Source organism: Catellatospora tritici (assembly GCF_019083965.1).
Lineage (GTDB): Bacteria > Actinomycetota > Actinomycetes > Mycobacteriales > Micromonosporaceae > Catellatospora > Catellatospora tritici.
The window spans coordinates 536,628-548,928 of record NZ_JAHRCY010000002.1 but is presented as its reverse complement, the minus strand read 5'-3'; the positions used below and the strand labels follow the sequence as shown (position 1 = coordinate 548,928).

Here is a 12,301-nt window from a genome sequence, read left to right as displayed (position 1 = left end):
ATTGACGAACCGCTGGTGCTCGGGATTGAGAGCAGCTGCGACGAGACCGGCGTGGGCATCGTGCGCGGGCACACCCTGCTCGCCGACGCGCTCGCCTCCAGCGTGGACGAGCACGCCCGCTTCGGCGGTGTGGTGCCCGAGGTGGCCAGCCGGGCGCACCTGGAGGCGCTGGTGCCGACGCTGCACCGGGCCCTGGACGAGGCCGGGGTGACCCTGGCCGACATCGACGCCATCGCGGTGACCGCCGGTCCGGGTCTGGCCGGAGCGCTGCTGGTCGGGGTGGCCGGGGCCAAGGGCCTGGCACTGGCCGCGGACAAGCCGATCTACGGGGTCAACCATCTGGCCGCGCACGTCGCGGTGGACACGCTGGAGCACGGGCCGCTGCCCGAGCCCGCGATCGCGCTGCTGGTCTCCGGCGGCCACTCCTCGCTGCTGCGCGTCGACGACCTGGCCAAGGGCGTGACCCCGCTGGGCGCGACCATCGACGACGCGGCCGGGGAGGCGTTCGACAAGGTGGCCCGGCTGCTGGGCATGCCGTTCCCGGGTGGCCCGCCGATCGACCGGGCCGCGCGTGACGGCGATCCGCTGTCGATCAGCTTCCCGCGCGGCCTGACCGGGCCGCGCGACCTGGTCGAGCACCGGTTCGACTTCTCGTTCTCCGGGCTGAAGACCGCGGTGGCGCGCTGGGTCGAGGCGCGCGAGCGCGCGGGCGAGCCGGTGCCGGTCAACGACGTGGCCGCCGCCTTCCAGGACGCGGTCTGCGACGTGCTCACGATGAAGGCGATCGACGCCTGCCGGGCCGAGGGCATCGACACCCTGGTGCTGGGCGGTGGTGTGGCGGCCAACTCGCGGCTGAAGGTGATGGCGGCCGAGCGCGCCGCGAAGTACGGCATCACCGTGCGGGTGCCGCGCCCGAAGCTGTGCACCGACAACGGCGCCATGGTGGCCGCGCTGGGCTCACATCTGGTCGCTGCCGGAGCTGTTCCGTCCAAGCTGGACTTCCCGGCCGACTCCGCGATGCCCCTGACGGTGGTAGGAGTGTAGCTTTGCCCGATGCCGGGGACGACGAAGTGATCGTGCGGATGTGGGAGGTGCGCGCCTACCCGCGCACCTTCACCGACCTGCTGAACTGGGTATGCGACGTGGCCGTGCCACGGCTGGAGGTGGAGCCCCGGCACGTCGCCAGCGAGGTCTTCTCCTCCACCGACCTGCGGGTGGTGGTGATCTCCCGCTGGCGCGGCGAGCCGATGGAGCTGCCCGCCCCGCCGGAGGGTCTGGCCGCCCGCTCGGCGCACGTGTGGGACTTCTCCCCGGTCGACCGGTAGCCGCAGCTCACCGGCGTGTTGTTTGGGATATGGGCCATGCTCCGGCCATCCTGTGCTCGTGTCGACACGATCGGGCCGAACCTCCCGCCGCACCGTTCTGCTGCTGGGCTCCACCGCGGCACTGGGCGTGCTGGGCTCGCGCGCGTTCGCACGCGGCCCGAGCGGCAGCACGCTGGCGCCGCGCACCGACCCGTTCACCCTGGGCGTGGCCTCGGGTGATCCGGCCCCGGACGGGTTCGTCATCTGGACCCGGCTGGCCTGCTCGCCGCTGGATGAGGACGGCCGGGGCGGCATGGCGGGCGTGCCGTACGAGGTGGAGTGGCAGGTCGCCAAGGACGACCGCTTCGCTGACGTCGCCGCGACCGGCACCGCCTGGGCCGATCCGGCCTGGGCGCACAGCGTGCACGTCGAGCTGATGGGCCTGGAGCCGGGCCGGGAGTACTTCTACCGGTTCCGCATCGGCGGGTGGTATTCGCCGATGGGGCGCACCCGCACCGCGCCGCGCGCCACCGAGCTGCCCGCCGCGCTCGCCTTCGCCTTCATGTCCTGCGCGGAGTACGAGCATGGCTGGTTCACCGGCTACCGCCGCGTCGCCGAGTCCGAACCGGAGCTGGTCCTGCACCTGGGCGACTACATCTACGAGTACGCCCCGCACTACTACAACGCGACCAGCGGCAACGTCCGCGACCACACCTCGCCCGAGACCCGGACGCTGGCCGACTACCGGCGCCGTCACGCGCAGTACAAGCTGGACCCGGATCTGCAGGCGGCGCACGCGATCGCACCGTGGCTGGCAGTCCCCGACGATCACGACGTGGCCAACAACTGGGCCGGGCTGGTGCCGATGAGGCCCGATCCGGCCTTCCCGACCAGGCGGGACGCGGCGCTGCGGGCGTACTGGGAGAACATGCCGCTGCGGGCGGCGGCCGCACCCGTGGCCGGGGTTCCGGCGAGCACGCTGCGGCTGTACCGCCGGATCGGCTGGGGCAGGCTGGCGACCTTCCACCTGCTCGACACCCGGCAGTTCCGCGACGACCAGGCCTGCGACGACAGCTACCGGATCTGCCCGCAGGCGTCGGACCCGGCGCGCACCATCCTCGGCGCCGACCAGGAACGCTGGCTGCTCGACGGCCTGGCCGCGAGCTCCGCGGGCTGGGACCTCCTCGGCCAGCAGGTGTTCTTCTCACAGCGGGACAAGAACCCGGGCCCGAGCAAGAGCACCAGCATGGACGCCTGGGACGGGTACGTCGCCTGCCGCAACCGGATCGTCGACGGCTGGGCCCGGGTGCGCAACGCCGTCGTGCTCACCGGCGACGTGCACTCGCACTGGGTGGCCGACGTCAAACGGGACTTCGACGACCCGCACGCCCCCGTGGTCGGCTCGGAGTTGGTGACCACGTCGCTGACCACCAGCGGGGACGGAGTCGACTCCGAGCCGGACGCGCATCCGTTCTTCGCGAACAACCCGCACCTGCGCTTCCACAACAACCAGCGTGGCTTCGTCCGCGCCAGGCTGACCTCCGCCGAGCTGACCGCCGACTTCCTCACCCTGAACCGGGTTTCCCAGCCCGATGCCGAAGCCCTGCTCAAGGCCAGGTTCACCATCGCCGACCGGGTGCCCGGCCCCCGGCTGGGCTACCTGCGTCCGCTGCCCACCGAGCCGACCTCGCCGCTGGCCTGACCTTCGGCCGTCGCGATCGCCGTGGCGGCGGGGCGAGGTGGTCGGCGCTGGTTGTGCCGATGCGGGGGAGTCCGCCAGGGCGGCGGAAAGGGTACCCTCGCGCCGTGCTGGACTACCGGAACGCGCGGCGCGGCGCGGTGCTGTTCGATCTCTTCCAGACGCTGATTCCCGACCGGGGGCAGGACTCGCGCGACGAGGTGAGCCGCCAGATGGGCCGGGCGCTGGGTGTGGACGCCGAAGCGTTCGCGGTGCTGTTTCGCGGCACCACCCGCGAGCGAATGCGCGGTGACCTGGGCGATCTCGGGGAGACCCTGCGTACGCTGGCGCACCGGCTGGGCGGCGTGCCGACCTCGGCGCAGGTGCGCTTCGCGGAGGTGACCCGGATGCGGTTCCAGCGCGAGCTGCTGTGGCCGTCGGCCGCGACCCTGTCGGTGTTGGATGCGCTCCGGGAGCGCGGGCACCGTCTGGGCCTGGTCAGCAACTGCTCGGCGGAGACGGTGACGCTGTGGCCGAGCCAGCCGCTGGCGCCGCGCTTCGCGGTGACCGGGTTCTCGTGCGAGCTGGGCGTGGTCAAGCCCGACCCGACCATCTTCCTCAAGGTCTGCGGTGATCTGGGCGTCGCCCCGCAGGACTGCCTGTACGTCGGCGACGGCGACAGCGGTGAGCTGGCCGCCGCGGCGGCGCTGGGCATGCGCGTGGTGCGGACGACCCGGTTCGCCGACACCGATCCGGCCTGGGCCGGGCCGACCATCGGCGACCTCGCCGAGCTGCTCGGCTGGCGCTTCGAGTGACACGTCACCGCCGGCGTTAATCGCCTTGCTTGTCCATAAAAGGCGGTAAAAAATCGGTAGCGCGAAGAGGGCCGGTCGAGTAAGTTCATCGCCGCTATGCGTTCCTTACCAGTCGGTGATCCCGGCACACCCGACAGCAGGTCAGCCGCCCACTATCTGTGGTGGCTGGCCAAGCAGCAATGGCGCACCGTCGTCTTCGGCATGATGTTCGGCATCGTCTGGATGGTTACCGGGGCGCTGATCCCGATGGTCATCGGCAAAGCCATCGACGCCGGCATCACCAGCCGCGACACCTCGGCCCTGGCCCGTTGGGCCGGGGCTTTCGTGCTGCTGGCGCTGGTGCAGGTGGCGGCGGGCATCATGCGCCACCGCAACGCTGTCTACAACTGGATGGCGTCGAGCTTCCGCACCGTGCAGGTCACGATCGCGCACGCCAACAAGCTGGGGGCCACGCTGCCCAAGCGGCTGGCCACCGGCGAGGTCGTCGCCATCGGCGCCGCCGACACCAGCCACATCGGCCACGCGCTGGACATCACCGCGCGCGGCTCGGCGGCGGTGGTCACGCTCGTCGTGGTCACCACCATCCTGCTGACCTCCTCGGTCAAGCTCGGTCTGGTGGTGCTGATCGGCGTGCCGGTGCAGATGGCCGTGGTCAGCCTGCTCATCAAGCCGCTGCACCGGCGCCAGCAGGCCTACCGCGACCAGCAGGGCGCACTGACCGGGCGGGCCACCGACATCGTGGCCGGGCTGCGGGTGCTGCGCGGCATCGGCGGCGAGCAGGTCTTCTCGGCCCGCTACCGGGAGCAGTCGCAGCAACTGCGGGCCGCGGGCGTACGCGCCGGACGGGTCGACTCGCTGCTGGAGGCGATCCAGGTGCTGATGCCGGGACTGTTCCTGGCCCTGGTCACCTGGCTCGGTGCCCGCTACGCCGTCGCCGGGGAGATCACCCCCGGTCAGCTGGCCGGTTTCTACGGGTACGCCGCGTTCCTGGTCGTGCCGATGCGCACCCTGGCCGAAGTGCTGGACAAGATGACCCGAGGTCACGTCTCGGCCGGTCGGGTGCTCAAGGTGCTGCGCCTGGAACCGGAGATCGCCGACCCCGTCCAGCCGGTGGCGCTGCCCGAGGCCGGGGTGCTCACCGACGTCCGCTCCGGACTGTCGCTGCGTCCCGGCGCGCTGACCGTGCTCGCCGCCGACCGCCCCGAGGACGCCATCGACATCGCCGACCGCCTCGGCCGGTACGCCGAGGGCGAGGTGACGCTGGGCGGCGTGCCGCTGGCCGCGGCGACCCGCGCCGACGTGCGCGCCCGCATCATGGTCGCCGACAACAACGCGCGCCTGTTCAGCGGCCCGCTGCGCGACGAACTCGACCACAGCGCCGAACTCGACCACAGCGCCGAGTCCGGCGCCGGTGGGGAGCCGACGGCAGCTCGCCCGAACGGCGAACGGTCGAGACGAGCCACCGGCGCAGCGGCTGACGACGGCCGGATCATCGCCGCGCTGCACACGGCCAGCGCCGAGGACATCATCGAGGCGCTGCCCGACGGCCTGGACTCGTTCGTCGCCGAGCGGGGCCGCGAGTTCTCCGGCGGCCAGCAGCAGCGGCTGCGGCTGGCCCGTGCGCTGCTGTCCGACCCGCCGATCCTGATCATGGTGGAGCCGACCAGCGCCGTCGACGCGCACACCGAGGCCCGGATCGCCCAGCGCCTCGGCGCCCACCGGGCCGGGCGTACCACCCTGCTCGCCAGCACCAGCCCGCTGCTGCTGGATCGCGCCGACCACGTCGTCTTCGTCGAGGATGGCAAGGTCACCGCCGAGGGCACCCACCGTGAACTGCTGGCCAACGAGCCCCGCTACCGGGCCGTCGTGACGAGGAGTGTGGACTGATGGCACGCGTCGTGCTGCCCGTGGCGGACACCGCCTCGGTCCGCCGGTACGCCCGCAGGCTGATGTCGCGCCACCCCGGGCAGCTGTCCGCCGTCATCGGCCTGCACGGCCTGGCCGCCCTGGCCGGCCTGGGCACGCCGTACCTGCTGGGCCGGTTGGTGGACGGGATCCAGCAGGGCACCGGCGTCGGCGCCGTCGACCGGATCGCGCTCGGCCTGGTCACCTTCGTGATCGTGCAGGCGGTGCTGGTGCGCTTCGCCGCGTTCTCCTCGGCCAACCTGGGCGAGCGGGTGCTCGCCGAGCTGCGCGAGGAGTTCGTCGACCGGGTGCTGGCGATCCCGCTGTCCACCGTGGAGCGGGCGGGCACCGGTGACCTGGTCACCCGGACCAGCCGGGACGTGGCACAGCTGTCGCACAGCGTGCGCCGGGGCGTGCCGGAGACCCTGATCGCGCTGGTCACCCTGGTGCTGACCGCGGGCGCGCTGATCTGGCTGTCCCCGGTGCTGGCGCTGCCGTGCCTGGTCGGCGTGCCCTTCCTCGTGGGCGCCTCCCGCTGGTACTTCCGCCGCGCCACCAAGGCGTACCTGCGCGAGAACGCCGCCTCGGCCGAGGTGATCGACGGGCTGACCGAGACGCTGGACGGGGCCCGCACCACCGAGGCGCTGGGCACGGTCGCGCGCCGCCGTCGCCGCACCGATCGCGACCTGCACGAGCAGTTCCAGGCCGAGACCGCCACGCTCAACCTGCGCACCGTGTTCTGGCCCATCGTCGATCTGGGCTTCAACATGCCCGTGGTGTCCACGCTGTTCTTCGGCGGCTGGGCGTACGCGCAGGGCTGGGTCGAGCTGGGCCAGGTCGTCACCGCGGTGTTCCTGGTGCAGCAGCTCATCGAGCCGATCGACCGGCTGCTCGGCTGGGCCGACGAGCTCCAGGTCGGCGCCGCCTCGCTGGCCCGGCTGCTGGGCGTGGCCGAGATCGGCGACGACCGCACCGTCACGCAGGTGCGGCCCGACTCCGAGCGGCTCACCGCGGTCGACGTGCGGTACGCGTACACCGAGGGCCGCGACGTGCTGCACGGGGTCGACCTGACCCTCGCGCCGGGGGAGCGGCTGGCCGTGGTGGGGCCGTCCGGGGCGGGCAAGTCGACGCTGGGACGGCTGCTCGCGGGCATCGACGCGCCGCGCACCGGCACCGTCGCGGTCGGCGGGGCGCCGCTGGTCGAACTGCCGCTGGAGCAGCTGCGCGGCCACGTCGCCCTGGTCACCCAGGAACACCACGTCTTCACCGGTACGCTGCGCGACAACCTCGCCCTGGCCCGGCCGCAGGCGTCCGACGACGACATCCGCGCCGCGCTGGCCGCCGTCGACGCGCTGGGCTGGGTGGACGAGCTGCCCCGGGGCCTGGACACCGAGGTCGGCAGCGGTCGGCACGAGGTGTCCCCGGCGCAGGCGCAGCAGCTCGCGCTGGCCCGACTGGTGCTGGCCGACCCGCACACGCTGGTGCTCGACGAGGCCACCTCGCTGATCGACCCACGCGCCGCCCGGCACCTGGAGCGCTCGCTCGCGGCGGTGCTGGACGGGCGGACGGTCGTCGCGATCGCGCACCGGCTGTTCTCGGCCCACGACGCCGACCGCGTCGCGGTGGTGGAGGACGGCCGCATCGCCGAGCTGGGTTCGCACGACGAGCTGGTCGCGGCGGGCGGCTCGTACGCGGCGCTTTGGCGCTCCTGGCAATCCTGACCCCGCTCAGCCGCTCTCGCCCCGCTGAGCCAGTCCTGCCCCGCCTAGCATTGACGCTGGCCTATCTAGAGGACGATTCTCATGAAATCGTCTTCTAGATAGGCCAGCGTCGATTAAAAGCGGGGCGGGGCGGGGCGGTCCGTCCGGTCGCGGGCGAGTCACCCCAGAGGGTCGGCGAGGAGGTTCTCGAAAGCGAGTTCCGCCGCGCCGATCAGGGCCGCGTCGCGACCCAGCTTGGGGGTACGCAGCCGGACGTGCTCGCGGGTGGCGGGCAGGCTGATGCTGTTCAGGCGGCTGCGGACCTGCGCCGCGGCGGCCAGGTACACGTCCCGCAGCGTGCCGCCGAAGATCACCAGCTCCGGGTTGAAGATGTTGACCAGGTTGGCCACGCCGAAGCCCAGCCAGTCGCCGACCTGCCGTACCGCCGCCTGCGCGGTCGCGTCGCCACGGGCGGCCGCGTCGACCACCGCCAGGATCGCCTCGGCACCCTGGATCCGGCCTTCGCCGTCCCGTCCGGCGGCACGCAGCAGGGCGTACTCGCCGATCTCGGTCTCCCAGCAGCCGCGTGAGCCGCAGCCGCAGGAGCGGCCGTGCGGGTTGACGACCATGTGGCCGACCTCGCCGCCGTAGCCGCCGTGGCCGGTGACCCGGCGGCCGCCGGCGATGATGCCCGCGCCCACGCCGACGTCGCCGTACACGTAGATGATGTTGTCGCAGCCCACGGCGACGCCGCGGGTGTGTTCGGCCAGGGCGCACAGGTCCGCCACGTTGCCGACGGTGACCTGCGGCAGTAGTTCGGGCACCCGGTCCTGCAGGGCGTGCCCGAGCGGCTCGTCGAGCCAGCCCAGGTGCGGGCCGAGCCGGACCAGGCCGTCGTCGCGGCGGACCAGCCCGCAGACGGCGATGCCCGCGCCGATGCACCGGGCTTCGGGGTCGACCGTCGCGGCCATCGCGGCGATGAAGTCCGCGATGGGACGCACCGCCTCGATCGCCTCGCCGCGCGGACGCGCCGCCTCCCGCTGGTCGAGGATGACGCCGCCCAGCCCCACCCGGGCGACCCGGATCCGGTCCACCTCCACGCTCGCGGCGTAGACGTAGACCAGCTCCGAGGAGGGGCGCACCACCAGCGACGGCCGGCCGGCGCGCCCCGTCTCCCGCGGCGCCTCCTCGCTGACCAGGCCGACGCCGGCCAGGTCAGCGGTGAGGGCGCCGATGGTGGAGCGGTTGAGACCGAGTTCGGAGGTGAGCTCGGCTCGGGAGATCTGCCCACGTACGTGCACGAAACGGAGCAACGCGCCCAGGTTCTGCCGCCGGATCTCCTCCTGGCTCGGTCCCGCTCGCATGTTTCTCCCGTTGGCCATGCAGTTCAGGTCAGCGGCTGGCCGCCGCGCGGCGGCGGGTGAGGGCGTCCACGCTCGCGGCGAGCAGCAGCACCCCGCCGGTGATTATGAACTTCACGCCGGCCTTCCAGTCGACCAGACCCATGCCATTGATGATCACCGCGATCACGAGGGCGCCGAGCACGGCGTCGATGACGCGGCCCTTGCCACCGAAGAGGCTGGTGCCGCCGATGACGGCCGCGCCGACCGCGTACAGCAGCACGGTGGAGCCACCGGTGTTCGGGTCGACCGAGGCCGCCTCGCTCGCCGCGACGATGCCGCCGACGGCCGCCATCGCCGAGCAGATGACGAACGCGGAGATGCGGATCAGGTCCACGTTGATACCGGCGCGCCGGGCCGCCTCACGGTTGCCGCCGACGGCGTAGATGTGGCGGCCGAACTTGGTACGACGCAGCACGAACGTCCAGATCACCAGCAGCGAGGCGATCACGGGCACCACGTTGGGCACGCCGCGCAGGTCGCCGAGCGCCACCGCGCGGTTGACGTTCAGGGTGTCGACCGCGTAGATGGTCAGTGCGGCCAGGCCGCCGACGCGCAGCGCCACGATCGGCCACGGCACCGTGACCAGCCCGCGCTTGCGCCGGTTGACCAGCGAGTACAGCTGCACCGCGGCGTAGCCGAGGATGACGATCGCGGCGAAGGCCCAACCCATGGCCTCGCTCATGTTCGCCTTCTGGATGCCCAGGATCACCGTGTCCCGGATCGAGATGTTGGTGCCCTCCTTGAGCAGGGTCAGCACCACACCCTGGAACACCAGGAAGCCCGCCAGGGTCACCACGAACGACGGAATGCCGATCTTGGCGACCAGGAAGCCGATGATCGCGCCGATCACGATGCCGGTGGCGATCGCCATCAGGGACGCGACGTACCAGGGCATGCCCCACTCGGCCAGCGACTTGGCCAGCACCGCGGCGCAGACGCCGGAGGCGAACCCGGCGCTCAGGTCGATCTCGCCCAGCAGCAGCACGAAGACCAGGCCCATCGCGATCATCATGAGCGGCGCGGCCTGGGTCAGCAGGTTGGCGAAGTTGAGCGGGGTGAAGAAGCGGGGCCGGGCGATCGAGAAGACCAGGCACAGGACCACCAGCCCGGCGACGGCGGGCAGGGAGCCCAGCTCACCGCCGCGCAGGCGACGGCCGTAGTCCTTGGCGTACGACCACACGCCGGCCTTCTCCTCGACCACCGGCGCCTGCTCGGCTGGGGCGTTGCTGGTGGCAGTTACGGCGCTCATGCCACCGCCCCTTCCTCGACGAGGCCGAGCGAGCCGCTGCGGCCGGAGGTGATCAGCTCGACCACCTGCGCGTGGGTGACGTCGGTCGTCTTGACCTGCGCCGCCATCTGCCCCAGGTAGAGCGCGGCGATGCGGTCGGAGACGGCGAAGACGTCGTTCATGTTGTGCGAGATCAGGACGACGGCCAGGCCGTTGTCGGCCAGCCGCCGGACCAGCTCCAGCACCTGGGCGGTCTGTGCGACGCCGAGCGCGGCGGTGGGCTCGTCGAGGATCACCAGCTTGCTGTTCCACAGCACGGCCTTGGCGATGGCGACGGTCTGCCGCTGGCCACCGGACAGGCTCGACACCAGCTGCCGCACCGACTTGACGGTCCGCACCGACAGTCCGGCCAGCGTCTGTGCGGCCAGCTGCTCCATGCTGGGCTCGTCCAGGATGATGCCGCTGCGGCGCTCGCGCCCCAGGAACATGTTCTGCACGATGTCGAGGTTGTCGCAGAGCGCCAGGTCCTGATAGACGATCTCGACGCCCAGGTGGGCGGCGTCGCGGGGGCTGTGCACATGGACCGGCTTGCCGTCCATCAGGTACTCGCCGGAGTCGGTCGAGTAGATGCCGCCGATGCACTTCACCAGCGTCGACTTGCCGGCGCCGTTGTCGCCGACGAGTGCGGTTACCTCGCCTGGGTGGACCGAGAAGTCGACGTTCCGGAGCACCTGCACCGGGCCGAAGCTCTTGTTGATTCCACGCAGTTCGAGTAGAGGGGTTCCCATGCGGGCGCTCCGTTCGAGGGGGTCACTGCGATTGCTTACAGGCTGCGCCACTACAGGGACGTGGTCCCCGGACACCGTGGAGGTGGCGTCCGGGGACCACGTCGGCAGCCGGGAGGTCAGCTGATGCCGGCCTCGGTGCACTTGGCCGCGAAGTCGGCGGTGCACAGCTCGTCCTTGGTCACGTAGCCGTCGGTGACGACGTCCTTGACGTTGTTGAAGAAGATCGCCTGCGGAACCAGCAGCACCGAGGGGACGTCACGGCCGGACTCGGTGTCCTTGGTGGTCTGGTCGGTGGTCTTCTGCTCGCCCTTGGCCAGCGAGATCGCCAGCGCGGCGGCCGCGTCGGCCTCCTGCTTGACGGCCTTGTACACGGTCATGCACTGGTCGCCCGCGAGGATGTTCTGCAGACCCTGCACGGTGGCGTCCTGGCCGGTGACCGGGACCTTGCCGTTGACCTTGTTCTTCTTCAGCACGGTGATGGCCGCGTTGCCGAGGCCGTCGTTCGCGGCGAGCACGCCGTTGATCTTGCCACTGGCCTGCGTGAACATCTGCTCGAAGATCACGCCAGCCTGCGCGTTGTCCCAGTCCGGCACGGGCTGGTCGGCGACGAGGCTGTACTCCTTGGCGTCGTACTTCGGCTGGAGCACACCGACCGCGCCGGCCTTGAACAGGGTCGCGTTGTTGTCGGTCGGCGAGCCGTTCAGCTGCGCGATCGCCGGGTTCGCGACGTTCTTGTCGGTCAGGCACTTGACCAGGCCGTCACCCTGCAGCTTGCCGACAGCCTTGTTGTCGAAGCTGACGTAGTACGACGCGGAGCCACCCAGGGTCAGGCGGTCGTAGTCGATGGTCGGGATGTTCTGCGCCTTGGCCTTGTCCAGCACGGCCTTGCCGGTGCCGGAGTCCAGGTTGACGATCAGCAGCACGGTCGCGCCGTTGGTGATCATCTGGTCGGCGATCGTCTGGAACTGGGTCTTGTCACCCTGCGCGTTCTGGATGTCGGCCTTGATACCGGCGGCATCGAACGCGGCCTGGAGGTACTTGCGGTCCGCGGTCTCCCAGCGGGCCGAGGACTTGCTGTCCGGCAGGATCACGCCGATCTTCGGCGTCTTGGGGGCGCCGGTGTCGGCGCCCTTGTCCTCGGCACAGGCGGCGAGGCCGGTCACAGCCAGCAGGCCGGACGTGGCCAGAGCCAGGAACCCTTTGCGCATCGTTGCTCAAATCCTCTCGGATTCAGGGGTTGTTACTCGGGGTGGTGGCGGAGCGTGCGACTCTCCGGATCCGGGGTCCGGGGGGGAGCCGCGGCGGCGAATCCGGGGTGCGGTTCGCCCGTATCTACAGTGCGTGAGGCCGGTCACACGGTTTTTGTTGTGTGCGACAACGTATGGCGAACAAATGCGTTCGCGCAAGCCTCGGGTTTGTTGTTGGCAATAACAATTCAGCAACGTGCTCGTAACCACTGCGCCGCCGGAGGTTGTGAAAA

The 12,301-nt window shown here is 71.3% G+C and carries 10 protein-coding genes; 6 read left to right on the top strand and 4 right to left on the bottom strand.

Features of this window, described 5'->3' with window-relative positions:
• The 6 genes from tsaD (at position 1) to KUA19_RS06275 (ending at position 7,423) form a co-directional block, all read left to right on the top strand.
• The gene (gene tsaD / locus KUA19_RS06300) at positions 1-1,044 is read left to right on the top strand and encodes a tRNA (adenosine(37)-N6)-threonylcarbamoyltransferase complex transferase subunit TsaD (protein ID WP_217395374.1); all 1,044 of its coding nucleotides are present in this window, start codon (positions 1-3) and stop codon (positions 1,042-1,044) included.
• Positions 1,045-1,070: 26 nt separating this feature from the next.
• On the top strand, positions 1,071-1,325 hold the full coding sequence (locus tag KUA19_RS06295) for a hypothetical protein (protein WP_217395373.1): 255 nt from the start codon (positions 1,071-1,073) through the stop codon (positions 1,323-1,325).
• A 58-nt stretch (positions 1,326-1,383) separates the two neighbouring features.
• Positions 1,384-3,006: an alkaline phosphatase D family protein gene (locus KUA19_RS06290; RefSeq protein WP_217395134.1), complete on the top strand. Its 1,623-nt coding sequence runs from the start codon at positions 1,384-1,386 to the stop codon at positions 3,004-3,006.
• A gap of 104 nt (positions 3,007-3,110) precedes the next feature.
• Positions 3,111-3,797: an HAD family hydrolase gene (locus KUA19_RS06285; RefSeq protein ID WP_308167354.1), complete on the top strand. Its 687-nt coding sequence runs from the start codon at positions 3,111-3,113 to the stop codon at positions 3,795-3,797.
• A gap of 96 nt (positions 3,798-3,893) precedes the next feature.
• Positions 3,894-5,684: an ABC transporter ATP-binding protein gene (locus KUA19_RS06280; protein ID WP_217395132.1), complete on the top strand. Its 1,791-nt coding sequence runs from the start codon at positions 3,894-3,896 to the stop codon at positions 5,682-5,684.
• On the top strand, positions 5,684-7,423 hold the full coding sequence (locus KUA19_RS06275; protein ID WP_217395131.1) for an ABC transporter ATP-binding protein: 1,740 nt from the start codon (positions 5,684-5,686) through the stop codon (positions 7,421-7,423). The genes KUA19_RS06280 and KUA19_RS06275 overlap by 1 nt, the downstream gene beginning before the upstream one ends.
• A 158-nt stretch (positions 7,424-7,581) precedes the next feature.
• Here KUA19_RS06275 and KUA19_RS06270 read toward each other — a convergent pair whose 3' ends face one another.
• The 4 genes from KUA19_RS06270 to KUA19_RS06255 form a co-directional block, all read right to left on the bottom strand.
• A complete protein-coding gene (locus KUA19_RS06270) occupies positions 7,582-8,766 on the bottom strand; it encodes an ROK family protein (RefSeq protein WP_217395130.1) in 1,185 nt (394 codons plus the stop codon).
• Between the two features lie 28 nt (positions 8,767-8,794).
• Positions 8,795-10,054 carry a sugar ABC transporter permease gene (locus KUA19_RS06265; RefSeq protein ID WP_217395129.1) on the bottom strand — a complete coding sequence of 420 codons (1,260 nt, stop codon included), beginning with the start codon at positions 10,052-10,054 and terminating at the stop codon, positions 8,795-8,797.
• Complete coding sequence (locus tag KUA19_RS06260) at positions 10,051-10,821, bottom strand: ATP-binding cassette domain-containing protein (protein ID WP_217395128.1); 771 nt, start codon at positions 10,819-10,821, stop codon at positions 10,051-10,053. The genes KUA19_RS06265 and KUA19_RS06260 overlap by 4 nt, the downstream gene beginning before the upstream one ends.
• A 116-nt stretch (positions 10,822-10,937) precedes the next feature.
• On the bottom strand, positions 10,938-12,029 hold the full coding sequence (locus tag KUA19_RS06255; RefSeq protein WP_217395127.1) for a sugar ABC transporter substrate-binding protein: 1,092 nt from the start codon (positions 12,027-12,029) through the stop codon (positions 10,938-10,940).
• Positions 12,030-12,301: the final 272 nt, after the last annotated feature.